Origin of the sequence: Actinocrinis sp. (assembly GCF_035938995.1) — a bacterium.
GTDB lineage: Bacteria > Actinomycetota > Actinomycetes > Streptomycetales > Catenulisporaceae > DASZGI01.
In genome coordinates, this window is record NZ_DASZGI010000161.1 from 1 (window position 1) to 17,812 (window position 17,812).

Here is a 17,812-nt window from a genome sequence, read left to right on the forward strand (position 1 = left end):
GAGTTCTGCGACACGGGCCGCGCCCCCGTCCGCGCGAGACGGTGCAGCGCGGCCGAACTCGATCAGCACGGCGGCGTCCGGGCGCGACTGCATGGCCTCGTCCTCGTCCCACACCGCCGCGTTCTGGTCGAAGGCGAACAGCACGCCCCGCTCCAGTTCGCCGAGCCGGCACATGCCGTCCGCGATCCGCAGCGCCGTGAACGGCGCGCCCGGTCCCTGCTCGGCCACGGAGCACGGCACGGGCGCGCCGGGCAGGCGCTGCGAGAGGTAGCAGCCTGCGACCTCGGAGTAGTAGAGGTCGGGGATGCGGTAGGCCAGAAGCACCGTGTCGAGATCGGGCGCTGTGTCCTGATCGGGCGCTGTGTCCTGATCGAGCGCAGTGCTCAGATCGGGCACCGAACCCGGTTCGGGCACGGCGTCCGGCTCGGCCGCCCCTTCGAGCAGGGCTTCGCTCATCGCGATGAAGCTGTTGCCGGTGCGGTCGAGGAAGGCCTGCAGTTCGTCGCCGCGTCCGTACGCGCGCAGCACGTCCTCGGCCAGTTCGAGGTCGAACCCGATCAGGGGCTGCGGCCTGTCCCGGAACACCCGGTGCCGGATGCCGGTCAGGCGCAGGCCCTGGGCGCGAGGCGGAGCGCCCGGAGGGCCGGGCGGGGCGAGCGTATGGGTCGCGGCCATGGTTCAGACTGCCGGGCTGGGGGTCATGCTGTTCTGGATGTAGTCGGTGAGGCTGCCGACCGTGCGGAAGACGTCCGGCTCCAGGTCGTCCGGGTCGATCTGCAGGTCGATGGTGTCCTCCAGGCTCATCAGCAGTTCGATCACGCTGGTGGAGTCCAGGGCCAGGTCCTCGAACAGGCGGGAGCTCTCGGTCAGGTCCGGGATCTCCCGGCCCAGCACGCTGGACAGGGCGATACGGATGTGGTCGACGGTCTCTGAGCGGTTCATCGTGGTCGCCTTCCTCACGGGAGGGGATGGGGGCAGGTGCGAGGGGCACGGAATGCCGTCGCAGGACGCTGACCGTCCCGCCCGCCGTCCCCCGGGCCGGTTCGTTTTCGTCGATAGTCTTCGGTGCCCTGCGCTCGCGGTAGGTGCCGCCTATGGCACGTTCCGGCCGTGCGAAGCTGCCACCGCGGGGGCCTGCGCGGACAGCAGCCGCGTGGCGCGTGCGGTCAATGCGATCCGGTCGGTCTTGCGGTTGGCGTTGAGCGGGATCTCGTCGAGCCGCTCGAAATACAGCGGGATCACCGCGCGTGGCAACATGCCCGCCAGCTCGCCGGTCAGGCTCGACGGGGAGCGCTGTCCGCCGGTGTAGAACGCGACCAGCCGGCCGTCGGCCGCCACCGCCACGGCGTCCCGGACGCCTGAGCAGCGTCGCAGCGCCCATTCCACCTCCGCCAGTTCGATCCGCACGCCGCGGATCTTCACCTGGTGGTCGCGGCGGCCCAGATAGTCGAGCTCTCCGTCAGGCCGGCGGTGTACCACGTCTCCGGTGCGGTACCAGCGCAGCCCGTCGCGCTCGAGGAAGCGCCCTTCGTCGTCGCGGGGGTCGAGATAGCCCGGGAACATCTGCGGCCCGGTGACGCACAGCTCCCCGGTATCAGCATCGTCGCCGGCCTGCCCGTCGAGGACGTACGGCGACCCGGCGTGCATGGTGCCGATCGACACCACGTCGTTGACGCAGCCTTGCGGCGAGAGATCCGGATCCCAGCGATGGGCGGTGCATGAGACGGTGAGCTCGGTGGGCCCGTACAGGTTGTCCACCCACGAGCCGCCGGTCGCCTCGTACCAGTCGGCGGCGTCCTGGCGCAGCAGCGGCTCACCGCAGAACAGGCTGACCCGCAGGCCCGCCAGCGAGCCCGGAGCCAGCGCGCGCATCCGCCGGGCGAGCGCGATCACGCTGGGGGAGGAGAACCAGACGGTGATGCGGTGGTGCGCGATGAAGGCGGGCAGCGCGGCGAACACCTGCGGGGGGACGCTCACCAGCGTGCCCCCGCAGCCCCAGGCGGCGTAGACATCGAAGATCGACATGTCAAACGTCAGATCCGCGATCTGCGCGAACGCGTCCTGCGGCCCGAGGGGATAGCGGCGGTGCACGTGCTTCATATACGCGTCGACGTTGCGATGCAGGATCGGGACGCCCTTGGGCCGGCCCGTGGAGCCGGAGGTGAACATGATGTACGCGACGTCGTCCGGAGACGACGCCAGCGGGCGATCCAGCGGCGGGCCGGTCGGCTCAGCGATGACCGGCGCCGAGCCCAGCTCGTCGGCCAGCTCCGGCAGGATCTGCGCGCCCGACGCGTCCACCAGCAGCGCGTCCAGTCCGGCCGCGGCGATCATCCGCCGGGTCCGCTCGGCCGGGTACTCGGGATTGAGCGGCACCACGGCTCCGCCGGCGTATCCGGGGGCGAGCATCCCGGCGTAGGCCTGCTCGCTGCGCGCGGCCAGCAGCCCGACCCGGCGCGCCGGCCCGCCCAGGGCCGCGGTCAACGACCCGGCCAGCGCTAGCGCGCGCTCGTGCAGGTGCCGGTAGCTGAAGCTGCGGGCGCCGATGCGCAGCGCCTCGGCGTCCGGGTCGATCGCGGCCCCGCGCAGGAACCAGCCGTGCAGCAGGCCTTCGGCGGTGGCGACGGGCGGTGCGATGCGGCTCATCTTCGCTCCGCGGCGGGTATGACAAGACGCTGAACCCCCAGCAGGTCTTCGACCTCGTCGCGCACTCGGACCACGTGCGCTTGACCGTCCATCACCAGCACCTCTGCGGGGAAACCGTGGCTGAGGAACAGGCCGGGCGACGCGGTCGGTCCGTAGGCGCCCGATCGCAGGACCCCGATGAGGTCGCCGGGACGCAGCCGGGGCAGTGCGACATGCTTGAGCAGCGTGTCGTTCGGCGTGCACAGCGGCCCGGTCACATTCCAAGACTCGGCCGGCTCCTCCTCGTCCCGCGCGCTGAGCAGCACGGCCGGGAAGTTGCGCTTGACGAAGGAGCCGATGCCGACCGCGGCCATGTGGTGGTGCGTGCCGCCGTCGGCCACCGCGAAGCGCTCTCCGAGCGACAGCTTGGTGTAGCGCACGCGCAGGACATAGGTCCCGGCGCGGGCCGCGAGGTACCGCCCGGACTCCATGATCATCCGAGTGCCGGGGTGCGCGGCGGCGAACGACTCGATCAGCGGATTGATCTGCTCGGCGACCGCCTTGGGGTCCAGATCGCACTCGTCGTCGAAGTAGGCCACGCCCAGGCCGCCGCCGATGTCCACCGCGTCGAGGCGGATGCCGGTGGCGGCGGCGACGCGGTCGGCCAGGTCCAGCGCGTAGGCGGTGTTCTTGCCGACGACCTCGGCGTCGAGGATGCGGGTGCCCGCGTAGACGTGCACCCCGGCGACGTCGGCGTGCCGGTAGCGGGACGGCAGGTCGCCCGCGTCGAGCACCTGCGCCTCGTCGATCCCGAACTGGCGCGGCTTGCCGCCCATGGTCAGCCGGGAGCCGCTGGCCGAGATCGCCGGGTTGATCCGCAGCAGCACCCGCTGCGTCAGACCGCGCGCCGCCGCCATGCTCTCGACCCGGTCCACTTCGTCGAAGGACTCGCACACGAGCGCGTAGATCCCGGCGTCGAGGCAGGCGGCCAATTCCTCGTCGCTCTTGCCCGGACCGAGGAAGATGATGTCCTGCGGCGGGATTCCGGCCCGCTGCGCGGTGCGCAGCTCCACCAGCGAGCACACCTCGGCGCGGGCGCCGGCGCGGTTCAGCACGCCCAGGACGCTGATGTTCGGGTTGGCCTTGAGCGAGTAGAAGACCTCGAGGACCGGGGGCAGCGCCTCGCGCAGTTCGGTGAGCGTGCTCGTCATCACCTCGCCGTCGTAGACATAAAGCGGCGTGCCGAACCGCTCGGCCAGCTCCGCGTACTCGATTCCCTGGATCCTCATGCTCCCGCCTCCACCAGTTCGCGCAGGCGCCGTTCGGCCTCCTGACGCAGGCCCAGCGCCGCCTCGGCCGAGCCGGCGATGCAGATCGCGTAGATACGCCCGTGGAAGCCGCCCTCGCCGGTCGCCGCGGCGTTGAGCGTGGCGAAGTTGTTGACCAGGACGCCGTCGCCCCCGGAGCCGTCGAAGACCAGGTCCCCCAGCGCCTCCGCGACCTCGCCGAAGGTGTGCGGGCGGGCCGGGCGCAGCCCGATCGTCGCGGCGAGCGCGTGCCTGCCGTCCGGGATGAAGCGTTCGGCGATCCGGTTCTGGTACGTCGACATGTTGAACCTGGCGTTGATCTCCAGACAGGGGTAGAGCGTCCCGTCCGGGCCGAGCATCGCGTCCACGCCGACCATCCCGACGTAGCCCTCGGCGAACAGGGCCTTGCCGAGCGTCTCGCAGGCCTCGAGGATCCCGTCCATCGCCGCGCCGGGCAGCTCCACCGGGAAGCTGTGCCCTTGGTGCACGCCGCCGCGCAGCACGGCGGCCTTGACCGTCTCGAACCGCACCCCGCCCTCGCGGGAGACGACGAACTGGTAGTTCAGATCCTGGGCCCGCTCGATCCAGGACTCGACGACCAGGTCCGCCCGGGCCTCCTCGCCGCGCCGCTCGATCAGCCGCAGCAGCCGTGCGGCGCCGCGCTCGTCCTCGACGACGACCATGCCGCGGCCCGAGACGCCCAGCGACTCCTTGACGACCACCCGGCCGCCCTGCTCGAGCTGGCCCGACAGGGCGCCGCGCAGTTCGCCGACGGTCCGGCAGATCCGGCCCGGAACGGCGGTGAGCCCCGCGGCGTCGACCAGCTCGCGGCTGAAGATCTTGCCGTTGACGGCCTTGCACACCCGCGCCGGGGAGCCGGCCAGCGGCAGCCCGGTCGCCTCCGCCAGGGCCTCCTCGGCCGGTGAGATGCCGAGCGGCATCAGGTACGTGCGTCCGTCGTTCAAGGCGCGCAGCTCGCTCAGCAGCCCGGGCGACTCTAGGGCGTCCTCGGTGACCGTCCGCTCCGGCTCGCTGTTCTCCGCCCACACCGTGCGACCCACCGACGCTCCCAGGCCGGACAGGTAGGCGGCGAACTGCGGGTCCATCGGGGCCTTGAGCACCACGGTGTCGTCCTCGCCGGCCAGCAGGACGCCCATCTCCTCCATCCGGTTCACGGTGGCCCCGGCGAAGGCGATGCCCGCGCCCGGCAGCTTCGGCTCTCCGGCCGCCCAGGCGCGTTCGACCTCGAAATTGTTCACCAGCACGAAGCGGGCGCCGGCGTCCCCGGTCAGGTCCCGCTTCAGCCGTTCCAGGAAGTTCATCGGACTCCTTCTCCTAGCTGGACGACGGCCGCGGCGAACGCCGCGCCCATCCCGGCGCTGGCCATCAGCACCAGGTCCCCGGCCGCCACCCGCCCGCCGCCCCGGGCCGCCGCCAGGTTGATGAAGGGGTCTGAGGTATAGCAGTGGCCGAGCTTCGGGACGTTGTCGAGGAAGACCCGGTCCGCCGGGATGCCTATGGCGCCGCAGATCTTCTTCCACGACAGTCGATTGACGTTGTGCGGGAGGACGGCGGCGATGGACGCCGGGTCGCAGCCGGCGTCCTCGATCGCGGCCGCCATGGCCCGCTTGAGCTCCTCGACGTAGAGCGTCTTGTATTCCGCGCGCAGCGGATCCGGGCAGTCGAGGCACTGGTAGAACCGGCCGTGCACGGTGAGCGCGCGGCCCACGACGCCGTCGCCGCGCGGATCGGTGCCGACCACGCACCCGGCCGCCGCCTCGCCCAGGAGCGTGGTGTCCGGGATCAACCGCAGCCGATGGGAGAGGATCTTGTCGCCGGTGACGATCAGCGCCTTATGTTGCGGCGGCGCGCCATGCAGAAGGTAGCGGGCGACCTGGAACGCGTAGAGCCCCATGACGCAGTTGAGGTGGGAGAGGCTGACGACGCTCGCGTTGCGCAGCCCCAGCTTGAGCCGCACGCCTTCCAGCAGATGCCGAGACGGCGGTCCGGTGTGCTGCATGGTGTGTGCGTGGAGCAGGTAGCGCACCGAGTCCCGATCGGTGTCTCCGAGCGCGTCCTCCCCGGCGGCCGTCAGCATGTCGGCGAGATCGAGGCCGGGGGCGACGGCGATCCGGTCCAAGCCGAGAAACCGGCTGAACAGCGCGATCTGACCCTCGGTCAACCCGAGCGGCCCGCTCAGCTCCCGGACCGATAAGGAGTCCTCCGGCAGAAACGTGCCGACGCGTTCCAGATAGAGCGTGGTTGTCATCAGCGCCGTTCCCCTCAGCCCCGCACCAGATCGGCCGCGAGCGCGTGCAGCGGCCGGACGCCGCAGAGCCGCCCGACGGGCACTCCGCTCCAGCCCTGTTCCTCCAGCACCGCGAGCACGCGCGGAATGCGCAGCACCCGGCCTCCCGCGGCCGTGTAGCTGTCGGCCGTGTCCAGCCCGCGAAGACCGTTGACGTCTTCGACCACTGCGACGAGCGCTCGCTCGGCGTCGGTGACCGCCGTCCTCCTCGGTGCGTCGCGCCCGTCGCCTTCCGTGACGACGGCGCCGCTGATGCGGAACCAGTCCGGGCACTGCGCCTGCGGATGCTCGTCGATCGACGCGAGGACGTGGGCGCGCAGGTCGGCCGCTGTTACCGGGGCTGCCGCGGTCGCGTCGGCGACCAGCCCGCGGTCGCCCGCCTCCACGCGGACCTCAAGCACCGCGGGATGCGATGCGATCAGGGCTGCGGTCGCGTCCGCGGCCACCGGGTCATACCTGTCGAGATCGGGCCCGTTGCCGAGGATCCGCTGCTGCGGAACGGGAGCGAAGCCGAACAACTGCGCCGCCTCGCTGACCCGAAGATCGGTTCCCGCGTCGCGGTGCATCTCCAGTAGGCGCGCGCAACCTCGCAGGAAGCGCTCGACCGCGTCAGCGTCCATGACGCCCGCCATCGCCTGGAGCGCAAGCGTGACGCCGTCGCTCCACTCGTGGACCCGGAAATAAGCGTCCGAACCCGCGCTGGTCCACTCGGTCGGCTCCGCGTTCCAGGTGAAGCGGTCGCGCCGGGTCGCGCACGAATGCGGGGCGTTGCTGAGGAAGTTGAACTCGCATGCCACCCGCACCGGACGCGCGCGGCGGCGGCTCTCGGCCGCGACCAGCTCCGCGACTTCGTCATACGGGACGTGGGCGTGCTCGATAGCCTGCTCGACCCGGGCCGCGGCCCGCCGCACCGCCACACTGAACAGCGGGTCGTCGCCCAAGTCGGCGGCGACGAGCGTGGGGTACGACAGGCAGGTCATCAGATCCTGATAACCGCTCGCCTCCCGCTGGCTGGTGTACATCCGGTGCGTGACAACCGGCTCGCCGGTGTAGGCCGCCATGCCCACCGCATAGGCCGCAAGGTGGACCGCGGACGGCCACACCCGCAGGCGCGCAGCGGTCTCCCGCGCGGCGGCCAAGAGCGTCGGCGAGGTGAACGAGGCACTGAACGCAGGACCGCGGTCGGCGGGAAGGCTGCGGCGGCGCACGAACCCATCCGCGGGCAGCCGCTCGATCTCGCCGCGCCAGTGCTCGAGGTCGGCGCGCGCCGCTCCGGCCGCTTCGGCGGATTCCTCGTAGCGGGCCAGGTCCACGGGGTGCCGCGACACCGGCGCCAGGCGGGCGGGCCGCCCGGAGACCGCGGCGTCGAGCAAGGCCTCGAGCTCGCACCGCAACGCCTCCAGACTGCGGTCGTCGAAGGCCAGATGGTTGAACACCATCACCAGCCACACCGGGACCGCCGCGGTGGTCACGACGCAGGCGCGCACCGGCCACTGCCGGGCCGGATCGAAGTCCGCCTCCGTGATCTGCCGCACCACCTCCGCGGGTGACGGCGTGCCGTCCTGCTCAGTGGTCGCCTCGCACAGCTGCATCGGTCCGGGCGCCTGAACCACCTGGCGCGGCCACGGCCCGTCCGCCGCCTGGTAGACGGTGCGCAGCCCTTCGTGGCGCCGCACGAGGTGGTTCAGCACGGATCTCAGCCGCGCCACCGACAACCCTGACGGCAGGGTGGAGGTGTCCACGATGTGGGCCTCGTGCCGTGCTCCGGGCGGCACGTGCTGATAGCGGAGCCAGTGGTATCGCTGGCCCCAGCACAGGTTCGCGCTCTTCGGCGGCGGCATCGGGCCTCCTGCTCGACGGGGGATTCGATCCGATGGTCGCGTGCACGGACGCCGCGCGGCAGCACTCCGCGATGGCATTTAGTGGACTGCGCCTTGTTGCCAGCGGAAAACACGTGGGCCGTTTCGCAGCCGCCTTGACACGGATTTCCCGGATCGGTGATTCTCAAGGGGCCGAAGGAAAACTCGATCGGCGCTTGCGTACATTTCCATCCGTTTATCCAGAAGGGAAGTGACCATCGTGGCAAAGTCCGCTGCGAAGGTGGCCGCGAAGTCGGCTGCTAAGTCCGCTGCCAAGGTCGCCGCGAAGTCGGCCGCCAAGAGCGCTGCCAAGTCGGCTGCGAAGTCCGCCGCGAAGTCGGCTGCCAAGTCGGCCGCGAAGAGCGCTGCCAAGTCGGCCGCCAAGGTCGCTGCGAAGTCGGCTGCCAAGGTCGCGTAGTGACCGATGGCATGGCGCCGGCCGGATGCCGCCAGGCGCTGCCGGCGCCATGCCGCCAGGTGGTACGCGCGGCGCACGGGAGGTCGTTTCCGCGCTCACCGAATAACCCTCGGACGCACACTGCGGCGGATCGCGGATAAGCGCGCCTCCGCACGATGTGAATCTGCGCCAGGGGTTTTGCGAGCCGTTTTCATCGCCTTGCCGAATTCATTTCGCCGCTGCGCGAGAAACGGCGTTCACGGAGGATGTCATGCGGGAATCCACGGCCCACGTCGAAGGGCCGGAATCCATTGCCGAGTGCGAGCTCGTCGCGCACACCCACGGCCTGGCCGCCGGCCTCGGTGCGGCCCTCGCCGGAGTGGATGCCGCTGCCGCGCCCGGCCGGGTCGCCGCCCTGCCCGCGGCCCGCGTCGCTCCGGGCGCCACCGTGATCCCGCACCGCATGGCAGACCTCGAAGGAATCAGCTTCGTACGCAGCCAGTCCGCGGCGACCGTGTCGGCCGAGGAACGCACCGCGGTGGGCGCCCGCCTCGGAGCGGTGCGGCTCGGCATCGTGCGACGGCTGGCCGACCGCGCGGTCGAGCACCTGACGGCGCGAGTCGCCGGAGGGGAACCGACCGTCCGCAAGCAACTCGTGCTGGCCACGATCGCCGACCTGGTCGCCGAGACCGAAGCACTCCGCAGACGCCTGATGGTCGCCGCGGCCGTCGCGTCCGCCGTAGCGGACGCGCACGAACGGCTCACCGTCCTCGGCTGGGAGGCGGCGAAGCTGTTCGGCGCGAGCGGCTATCTCGTCGACGGGCCCGCGCGCGGCGCATACGTCTCCCGGCTGGCGGCGAACTGCTGGGTCGTCCCTGAAAGCGGTGCCCGATGACCGGCCGCGATCTCGACCCCGCACTGTTGGAACTGCGCGACGTGTGCCGACAGATCGCGGACGACCTGCGTTCGCGGGCCCTCGCCGTGGACGCCGACCCGGACGACGCGTCCCGGCATCTGGATGCTCCGTCGCTGGCGCTGCTGCGCACCGCGAGCACACCGAAACGCTTCCGGCAGGACGATCTGCCGCTGCGTATCGCCGAATACACCGACAGCTGTCTGGCGCGCGCGGTCGCGAATGTCGAACTCGCCCGCGGCGACGCCGGCATCCTCAGCGCGAACACCGGCCCCTCGCTGGCGGGTCTCGCCATCGACGCGCTCGGCGACGAGGCGCAGCAGGAGCTGTTCTACCGCGCCCTGGCCGACGGCCGGACGTGGACCTTCTTCGCGATGACCGAGCCCGGCCGGGGCAGCGACGCGACCGCGATGAAGACCCGGCTGGAGCGCGATCCGGACGTGGGACACCGCCTCACGGGCGTCAAACGCTATGTCGCCAACGCGGCGCGCGGCTCGATCGGCGTCGTGTACGCGCGGACCGGCCCCTCGGCCCTGTCCATCCGCGCCGCCCTCGTGACCTGCCCGGCGCCCGGATTCACCGGGCGCCCGCTGGAGATGATCGGCCTGCGCGGCGCGCGCTTCGGCGAGATGTCGTTCGACGGCGTCCACGTGCCCGAGGACATGGTGCTCGGCCGGCACCTGCCGGCATCGCAGCGGGGCATCTGGGGAGCCGGTCGCGCCTTCAACCTCATGCGCGTCCAGATCGCCGCCCAGGCGCTCGGCGTCGCGTTCGCGATCTGCGACTACGTGTGCGAACAGCGGCCGGGAGCACCCGGGGCCGAACTGGTCCGCGCGCGGCTGGACGCGGCCCGGGAGCTGTTGTACGACATCGCGGTCGCGGTCGACCGGGCCCCCACCGACCCGCGCCCGCCTTCGATCGTCAAGCTGCACACCACCGCGCTGGCCGTGGAGCTCACCCGCTGGGCCGAGCGGGCCCTGGGCCCCGGCTCGCTGCTGGAGCACCCGTTGCTGGAGAAGTGGTCCCGCGACGTGTGCGCCTTCGAGTTCATGGACGGCACCGGCAACATCCTGCGTCTCCACATCGCGCCGGACACGGCGCCCGTCCGGGAGGATTGATGACGACCACGACTCTCACCACGGCGGATCCCGCCACGGCGGAGTGGGCCGCCCGCGCGTACGGCGACCAGGACCGCGAGGCCGTCCTGAAGATGTTCACCGAGCCGGACTTCTACTACCGCACCGCGCAGCCGGACACCCGGCCCGAGTGGCAGATCCTCGACCTGCTCGCGGACGACACCCGGGTGCTGCTCGCCGACGGCGAGCCGGTGGGGCTCTACGCCCTCGAGAACGAGGGCAGCGACCACGGCTGTCACTACCGCCTCGACCTGCGCCTGCACGCCGCGGCGCCGCCCGCCTGGTGGCGCGCGGCCTTCGACGAGGTGGTGCGGGCCACCCGCTGGCGCCGCGAGGTGGTGCGCCTCGCCCTGCGCGTCGGCGAGTTCGACCAGCGCGGCCTGGCCATCGCCCGGTCGCTCGGCCTCACCGAGGAGGGTGTCCTCGCGGACACCACGCTCCACGAGGGGCGCAGATACGGATACGTGTTCTTCTCCCGACTCTGGACGCCGACATCATGATGCTCAGGGGATACCGCGGCGGCGACGCCCGCCTGTTGTCCGGCCCGTGGCTGGCCGGCGAACTGCTCGGACTGCCGGTACCCGGCCGTCCGGCACTGGCCGAACCCGCGGCCGTCGAGCCGCCGCGCGACGACACCGTGGAGCTGTGCATCGCGCCCGGCGCGGCCTTCGTCCGCTTCAGCGAGCTCGACTGGGCGGCCCGCCGCGCCCGCCTGGAGATCGGCCTGCAGCCTGAGGCCGTCGACGCGGTGGCGATGCTGCTCAAGACAGCCGTCGCACACGGCTTCCACGTGCTGAACCTGCACCGCCTGCACGGCTGGGTCACGCCCGCAGCCGGTCCGCCGGTTTCCGTGCTCGCCGACGCCGGATTCCAGCTCGAGGCGCGCGTGCCGTCCGGCAACTGGTTCGACGGCGCTCCGGTAGAGCGTCAGATCTGGGGAGCGGTGCGCGGTGACTGAGACGGCTTTGAATGAGACAGCTGTGACAGAGACGACTGCGGGCGACATCCGCCGCCTCGACCCCGCGTCCGCCGCGGCGGACCTGCGCGCCGCCGCGGACACCGGCCGCGGCTTCCTCGGCCTCGACCCGGTCACCCAGAACGACGTCCTGCTCGCCGCCGAGCTGACCCGGATGCAGGCCCAGGTCTTCCGCGCCGGCGACATGCTGCTGGGCGCCGTCGCCAACCCGGACCAGCCGCGCCAGGCCTTCGTCGCCGCCACGAGCGCGGACCCGGCGCCGCTGCGCGCCTTCCTCTCGTTCCTCGGCACCCGGCAGCGGTGCACGTCGTTCGTGGCGATGGTGCCCGACGGCGCCGCGTCGGTCGCGGCCTTCGAGCGCTGCGGCTTCCGGCGCGTCGGCGCGCTGCGCGACCACCGCTACCAGTCGGGCGGCTATCAGGACGTCGTCATCTACCACGCCAGCCGGGAGGACACATGTTCGGCGTGACGGTCAGGCACTTCACCGAGGCCGACATCCCGGTCCGCACCGCGCTGCTGCGCGAGTCGCGGTTCCAGGCCAACCTCACCGACTTCGCAGTCGTGGCCGAGGACGACGCGCTGGCGGCCGGACAGCGCCGCACCCTCGAGCAGGAGCACGCGGTCAAGCGGATCTTCACCCTGTGCGGACCCGAGGACCGGATCGTCGGCTTCGCCTGGATCACCTCGATCGACTGGCGCAGCCAGAGCTGCGAGCTCTCCTTCGGCGTGCTGCCGCAGTACCGCGGCGGGTTCGGCGCGATCGCGGTCGCCGCCGCGCACGAGTACCTGCGCACGGAGCTGAACATGCGGGTCGTGATCAACCAGGTGCTCGAGCACAACACGATGCTGCACTCGGCCGAGGCGCTCGCCGCCGAGCAGCGGGTGCGGTGCCCCTACGACTCGTACACGGTCGGGGAGTGGCGCACCTCGTACTACTGGAGCACGACCGAGGACGACATCCGCCGGTACCGCGAGCGGACCGAGACCCGGCGGCGCGAGATCGCCGAGCGGATCCGCGCGCGCCGCGCCGTCTGACCCACTCTCGACACTGACCGGGCGTCCCATATGAATGCGCACCCTGAACCGACGCGGCCGACCCGCGGCTATCTGCGTCAGCCCTCGATCAGCGGCGACACCGTGGTCTTCTGCTGCGAGGACGACCTGTGGCTGGTCGCGGCCGAGGGCGGGCAGGCACGCAGACTGACCACCGCCGCGGTGGAGGCGAACCGTCCGCGGCTGTCGCCGGACGGCGGGACTGTGGCATTCGTGGCGGCCGAAGACGGTCCCACCGAGGTGTACGCGCTCCCGTTGTCCGGGGGACCGGCTCGGCGCCTGACGCATCAGGTAGCGCGCTGCGCCGTCGTCGGATGGCATCCGCGGACCGGCGAGATCGTCTACGCCAGCACCGCAGAGCAGCCGACCGGATTCGGATACCGGTTGTTCGCGGTCGACTCCCGCGGCGGTCCGACCCGGCTGCTCGACCACGGACCGGCCAGCAGCGTCGCGTACGGCCCCGGCGCAGGCACCGTGCTCGGACGCAGCATCGCCGAACCGGCGCGCTGGAAGCGCTACCGCGGCGGCGCCTGCGGACGGCTCTGGGTCGATCGCGCCGGAACCGGAGACCACGCGCCCCTGATCTCGCTGCCGGGAAACCTGGCCGACCCGTGCTGGGTCGGCGACCGGATCTACTTCATCAGCGACCACGAGGACATCGGCAACGTCTACTCCTGCCACCCGGACGGCACCGGGCTGGCCCGCCACACCTGGCACACGGACTTCTACGCGCGCAATCTCGCCTCCGACGGCAGCCGCCTCGTCTACCACGCGGGCGCCGAGCTGTTTCTGCTCGACCCCGACGACGGCGAGGGCCGCCGCATCCCGGTCACCGTCGCGTCCGACCGCGCGCTGCGGGCGCGCCGGTTCGTCCCGGCGGCCGACCACCTCGACGGCGCCAGACTCAGCCCGGACGGCACCACACTCGCCCTCGTCACCCGCGGCAAGCCGGTCACGATGGGCCACTGGAGCGGCCCGGTCCGCAGGCTCGGCGCACCGGACGGCGTGCGCTACCGCCTGCTGGACTGGCTTGGCGACGGCCGCCGCCTGGTCGCGGTGGCCGGCGACGAGCGCCGCGACGAACGGCTCGCCGTGCTGGCGGCCGAGGCGGAATTGGCCGCGGAGGCTCCGGCAGTCTCTAATTCGGCCGAGCTGCCGCTCGGCGACCTCGGGCGCATCACCGAGCTGGCCGCGTCCCCGGTCGGCGCGCTGGTCGCCTTCGCCACCAACCGGCAGCAGCTCTGGATCGCCGACGTGGACGCCGCCGAGCCCGCGCCGCGGCTGATCGACTCCAGCGTGCACGAGCGGATCGAGGACCTGAACTGGTCCCCGGACGGCCAGTGGCTGGCCTACACCTACCCGGACTCGCCGCGCACCTCGGCGATCAAGGTCGCCGACGCCGCTTCCGGCCGCACCTTCCAGATCACCAGCCCGGTCCTGCGCGACTCGACCCCCGTGTTCGATCCGCGCGGCCGATACCTCTACTTCCTGAGCCAGCGCGACCTAACCCCGGAACCGGACCAGGTCCAATTCGACATCGGATTCCCCTTCGGCGCGCGCCCGTATCTGGCGGTGCTCGGGGCCGGCGAGCCCGCTCCGTTCCGCGGGCCGAACCTGCCGCCCGGCGCCGAGCCCGACGAGGAAGGTTCGGACGACGGCGGGCCGGACGAGACACCCCGCGTCGGGATCGACTTCGACGGCATCGGGCGGCGCATCGTCCCGCTGCCCGTGGCGGAAGGCAGGTTCGCCGGGATCGCCGCGCTGCCAAGCCGCGTGCTGCTGCTCACCGTGCCGCTCGCCGCACCCGATCCGAAGCGGCCCGAGGCCGAGCCCGAGGGGTCCGTCGTCTCGGTCGACCTGGCCACCGGGGAGGTCACCGACGACTACCTCGGGCCGGTCGACGAGATCTGCGTCAACCGCGACAACGACGTCCTGCTGTACCGCTGGAACGAGCGTCTCAGGGTGCTGAGCGCGAGCGTCGACCAGGACACCGCCTCCGACTACCTCTACCGAAGCGCGCCGGCGAACCGGCAGAGCGGCTGGATCGACCTCGACCGGGTGATGGTGTCGCTGGACCCCGCGGCCGAATGGCGCCAGATGTTCCGGGAGGCCTGGCGGCTCCAGCGCGAGAGCTTCTGGAACGCCGACATGGCCGGCGTGGACTGGGACGCGGTCTACGAGCGCTACCTTCCACTCGCGGAGTCGGTGTCCTGCCGCTCCGAGCTTTCCGACCTGCTCTGGGAGCTCCAGGGCGAGCTGGCCACCTCGCACGCCTACGAGCGCGGCGGCGACTACCGGCGGCCCGACGAGCACAAGCAGGGCTTCCTCGGCGTCGACTGGGACGTCGTCGGACCGCTCGGCGGCGGCCTGCCGCGCTGGCGAATCGGCCGGATCCTGCGCGGCGACCCCTGGAGTGCGGAGGCGACCTCGCCGTGCCTGCATCCGGGCGTCGACGTGCGACCCGGGGATGCGGTCGTCGCGGTCAACGGCCAGCCGGTGGGACCGCTCGGGCCGGGGGAGCTGCTGATCGGCCAGGCAGGCCGCGACGTGGAGTTGACGCTGCTGCGGGACGGGGCGCCGACGCACCGCGCGGTGGTGCGCGCGCTCGGCACAGAAGCCTCCGTTCGCTACCGCGATTGGGTCGAGCGGCAGCGCGATTACGTGCACACCGCCTCGCGCGGCCGGCTCGGCTACATCCACGTGCCCGACATGTTCAGCCGCGGCTACGTCGAGTTCGTGCGCGGGTTCCTCGCCGAACTCGACCGCGAGGGGTTGGTCGTGGACGTGCGATTCAACGGCGGCGGCCACGTCTCGCCGCTGCTGCTCGACCGGCTCGCCCGGAAGCGAGCCGGAGCGGAGCACGGCAGGTGGAGCGGCGCGGTGCCCTATCCGGCGGAGGCGCCGCAGGGACCGATGGCCGCGCTCGTCAACGAACACACCAGCTCGGACGGCGAGATTTTCAGCCACCTGTTCCGCACCCGCGGCTTCGGACCGCTGATCGGGGCACGCACCTGGGGCGGCGTCATCGCGACGTGGCCGCGGCATCAGCTGGTCGACGGCACGGTCACCACACAGCCGGAGTTCCGGTACTTCTTCCACGGCATCGACGACGAGTTGGAGAACCGGGGCGTGGAGCCCGACATCGAGGTCGAGGCCAGTCTCGCGGACGGCGCGGACGGCGGCCGGGACGTCCAGCTTGAGGTCGCCGTGCAGCACCTGCTCGACAGCCTCGGCGAGGAGCCGTGCACGCAGGGGGAATCGGTGACGGCGGGCGTCGGCCGGCAGCCGCTCGACCTCGTCGCGGCGCGCGATGCGAGACCGGAATGGAGTCCGGCGTGGCCGCGCTGAGCCTCGCGCCGTCCCCTGTGCCACCGCGCTTCGCGGCTTTCGACCACGACGAGCCCGCGGCCGACCACGCGCCTGTCCCCGCGCCTCAAACGCTCAGTGTCCCGCCGCTGGGAGAGTGTCACGTCTGGATGGTGCCGGCGCGCAGCCGGCCCGCCTGGACCGAACTGCTCAGCGACACCGAGCGGGACCGCCTCGCCCAGCTACCAGTCGCGGAGGCGAGGAACACGTTCGTCACCTCGCGCGGAGCCCAACGCGTGATCGGCTCCCGCTATCTCAGCCTGCCGCCCGCCGAGATAGCGATCAGCCGCCTCTGCGAGAACTGCGCGGCGCAACACGGCCGGCCGCGGATCCTCGGATCAACGATCGACTATTCGATCTCGCATACGGAGCGGTGGGTCACGGCGGCGGTAGTCGGCGGCGGGGGCGGCGGTCTGGTCGGGATCGACATCGAAGGCTTCGACTCCTGCCCGGACCCGGAAGAAGTGGCGCCGGCCGCCCTGACCCCCGGCGAGCGGGAGCACTTCGCGAACCTGCCGCGGTGCGAGCGGGTGCCCTGGTTCTTCGCGGCGTGGACGCGCAAGGAGGCGGCGATGAAGCTGACCGGCCTCGGGCTGGCAGCCGCCCCCGACCGCCTTGATGTGCGGGGCCCGGTCATCGCGGCGCACGACGTCGAACGATGGCCCGATATCCCCATCCACCTGCGCAGTATCCCCGCACCGCACGGCCACGCCGCCTCGCTGGCCACAACCGTGCCCGTGTCCGCGGTGCGCGTGTTCAAGCTGCTCTAGCGCCCCGAAGTCGCCCCCCACAGCGCGGTGGGGCGACCCCGGGTCGCGGGCTGCTTCAGTCAGAAGACGATGTCGGCCAGACGGGTGATCTCGTCCGGGTCGGTCGTTGCCGGGTTGAACATGATCTCGTCCGCGCCGATGTCCTCGAAGGTGCTGATCGCCGCCCTGACGGCCTCGGCGGAACCGCAGACCGCGCTGGAGATCATGGTGGCGAACTCGTCGCCCGCCCCGCTGTAGTAGTCGTAGATGTTCCGCTTGCCGGCCTCGGGGTCGTCCAGCGCGTAGTACGCGAGCGCGACCAGCCGCGGCGAGCCCTCGCGCCCGGCCCGCTTCCACGCCTCTCGAGCCGTGTCGAAGCTCGGCGCGACCGCCGGCGCGGGCAGCGAGGCGCCGATGTACCCCTCGCCCCAGCGGGCCATGCGGTCCATCACGGCGGGCGCCCATCCGCCGAACAGCAGGGGGATCTCCCGGGTGCCCGGCGGCACGGCGGGGTTCGGTCCGCCGCCGACCTCCTTGCCCGCCCAGACCTCACGGAATGTCACCAGATCGCGCTCCAGCCGCGCGCCGCGGCCCGCCAGGCCGAACCCGTCGGCCACGAAGTCGTCCGGCCGAATCCCCACGCCGAGGCCCACGCGGAGCCTGCCCCCGGACACCCCGTCGATCCCCGCCAGCTCCTTCGCCAGCAGCGATCCTGGCCACGTCGGAGCCAGCATCACCGCGCTGAGCAGTCCGATCGTGCTGGTCGCCCCAGCCGCCGCCGCCAGCGCCACGGTGTCGGAGACACCCGGATAGGCGTAGCGCCCCACCGTGGTCAGCGTCGAGAAACCGGCCTGCTCGGCGCGCGCCGCCCAGGCCGGGATGAGATCGGGGCGAACGTTGCGCACCTGGTTCGGAAGCCCTGTGCCGATCTGCACTGTCTGATTCTCCTCGCATACGAACACGAATACGATCACGGCCCACACTGCCACAAGATCCATGGCCGCGCCGGGAGGGCGGGACCGTGAGCCGGCCGGGCGGGCGGTGCGCGGCCATTGATTCCGGCGCGATGTAACGGTCCGTCAACGTTGGGTGAAACACCCACGTCGCGAGCGGGCTGCGGCTA

Annotated in this window: 16 protein-coding genes and 1 pseudogene; 9 read left to right on the forward strand and 8 right to left on the reverse strand. The window is 71.9% G+C overall.

The window, feature by feature from the left end:
- From VGZ32_RS11535 to VGZ32_RS11565, 7 genes and pseudogenes are all read right to left on the reverse strand, one after another.
- Positions 1–675: pseudogene (locus tag VGZ32_RS11535) on the reverse strand (hypothetical protein); the annotation flags it as partial.
- A 3-nt stretch (positions 676–678) separates the two neighbouring features.
- Positions 679–942, reverse strand: a complete 264-nt coding sequence (locus tag VGZ32_RS11540) for an acyl carrier protein (RefSeq protein ID WP_326885940.1) — start codon at positions 940–942, stop codon at positions 679–681.
- Positions 943–1,092: 150 nt separating this feature from the next.
- Positions 1,093–2,646 (reverse strand): amino acid adenylation domain-containing protein, encoded by a 1,554-nt coding sequence (locus VGZ32_RS11545; protein WP_326885941.1) that lies wholly within the window; start codon positions 2,644–2,646, stop codon positions 1,093–1,095.
- Positions 2,643–3,914, reverse strand: coding sequence for a type III PLP-dependent enzyme (locus VGZ32_RS11550; protein ID WP_326885942.1), 1,272 nt, complete (start codon positions 3,912–3,914; stop codon positions 2,643–2,645). The genes VGZ32_RS11545 and VGZ32_RS11550 overlap by 4 nt, the downstream gene beginning before the upstream one ends.
- The gene (locus tag VGZ32_RS11555) at positions 3,911–5,254 is read right to left on the reverse strand and encodes an ATP-grasp domain-containing protein (protein ID WP_326885943.1); all 1,344 of its coding nucleotides are present in this window, start codon (positions 5,252–5,254) and stop codon (positions 3,911–3,913) included. Before VGZ32_RS11555 ends, VGZ32_RS11550 begins: the two co-directional genes overlap by 4 nt.
- Complete coding sequence (locus tag VGZ32_RS11560; protein ID WP_326885944.1) at positions 5,251–6,201, reverse strand: 3-oxoacyl-[acyl-carrier-protein] synthase III C-terminal domain-containing protein; 951 nt, start codon at positions 6,199–6,201, stop codon at positions 5,251–5,253. The genes VGZ32_RS11555 and VGZ32_RS11560 overlap by 4 nt, the downstream gene beginning before the upstream one ends.
- Positions 6,202–6,215: 14 nt before the next feature.
- Positions 6,216–8,081 carry a condensation domain-containing protein gene (locus VGZ32_RS11565; protein WP_326885945.1) on the reverse strand — a complete coding sequence of 622 codons (1,866 nt, stop codon included), beginning with the start codon at positions 8,079–8,081 and terminating at the stop codon, positions 6,216–6,218.
- A gap of 238 nt (positions 8,082–8,319) precedes the next feature.
- Here VGZ32_RS11565 and VGZ32_RS11570 point away from each other — a divergent pair, with 238 nt between their 5' ends.
- The 9 genes from VGZ32_RS11570 to VGZ32_RS11610 all read left to right on the forward strand — a co-directional run bounded on the left by VGZ32_RS11570 (position 8,320) and on the right by VGZ32_RS11610 (position 16,710).
- Positions 8,320–8,517: a hypothetical protein gene (locus VGZ32_RS11570; protein ID WP_326885946.1), complete on the forward strand. Its 198-nt coding sequence runs from the start codon at positions 8,320–8,322 to the stop codon at positions 8,515–8,517.
- A gap of 250 nt (positions 8,518–8,767) precedes the next feature.
- The gene (locus VGZ32_RS11575) at positions 8,768–9,391 is read left to right on the forward strand and encodes an acyl-CoA dehydrogenase family protein (RefSeq protein ID WP_326885947.1); all 624 of its coding nucleotides are present in this window, start codon (positions 8,768–8,770) and stop codon (positions 9,389–9,391) included.
- Entirely contained in the window at positions 9,388–10,527 is a 1,140-nt protein-coding gene (locus tag VGZ32_RS11580) for an acyl-CoA dehydrogenase family protein (RefSeq protein WP_326885948.1), read from the forward strand. Before VGZ32_RS11575 ends, VGZ32_RS11580 begins: the two co-directional genes overlap by 4 nt.
- The gene (locus VGZ32_RS11585) at positions 10,527–11,045 is read left to right on the forward strand and encodes a hypothetical protein (protein ID WP_326885950.1); all 519 of its coding nucleotides are present in this window, start codon (positions 10,527–10,529) and stop codon (positions 11,043–11,045) included. Before VGZ32_RS11580 ends, VGZ32_RS11585 begins: the two co-directional genes overlap by 1 nt.
- Positions 11,042–11,503 (forward strand): GNAT family protein, encoded by a 462-nt coding sequence (locus VGZ32_RS11590; protein ID WP_326885951.1) that lies wholly within the window; start codon positions 11,042–11,044, stop codon positions 11,501–11,503. The genes VGZ32_RS11585 and VGZ32_RS11590 overlap by 4 nt, the downstream gene beginning before the upstream one ends.
- Positions 11,504–11,525: 22 nt before the next feature.
- Complete coding sequence (locus VGZ32_RS11595) at positions 11,526–11,990, forward strand: GNAT family protein (protein ID WP_326885952.1); 465 nt, start codon at positions 11,526–11,528, stop codon at positions 11,988–11,990.
- Positions 11,978–12,556, forward strand: coding sequence for a GNAT family N-acetyltransferase (locus tag VGZ32_RS11600; RefSeq protein WP_326885953.1), 579 nt, complete (start codon positions 11,978–11,980; stop codon positions 12,554–12,556). Before VGZ32_RS11595 ends, VGZ32_RS11600 begins: the two co-directional genes overlap by 13 nt.
- Positions 12,557–12,586: 30 nt before the next feature.
- Positions 12,587–15,922 (forward strand): S41 family peptidase, encoded by a 3,336-nt coding sequence (locus tag VGZ32_RS11605; protein ID WP_326885954.1) that lies wholly within the window; start codon positions 12,587–12,589, stop codon positions 15,920–15,922.
- Entirely contained in the window at positions 15,910–16,710 is an 801-nt protein-coding gene (locus tag VGZ32_RS11610) for a 4'-phosphopantetheinyl transferase family protein (RefSeq protein WP_326885955.1), read from the forward strand. Before VGZ32_RS11605 ends, VGZ32_RS11610 begins: the two co-directional genes overlap by 13 nt.
- Before the next feature lie 59 nt (positions 16,711–16,769).
- Here the strand turns inward: VGZ32_RS11610 and VGZ32_RS11615 are convergent, their stop codons facing one another.
- Positions 16,770–17,687 carry an LLM class flavin-dependent oxidoreductase gene (locus tag VGZ32_RS11615; RefSeq protein ID WP_326885956.1) on the reverse strand — a complete coding sequence of 306 codons (918 nt, stop codon included), beginning with the start codon at positions 17,685–17,687 and terminating at the stop codon, positions 16,770–16,772.
- Between the last annotated feature and the right edge of the window lie 125 nt (positions 17,688–17,812).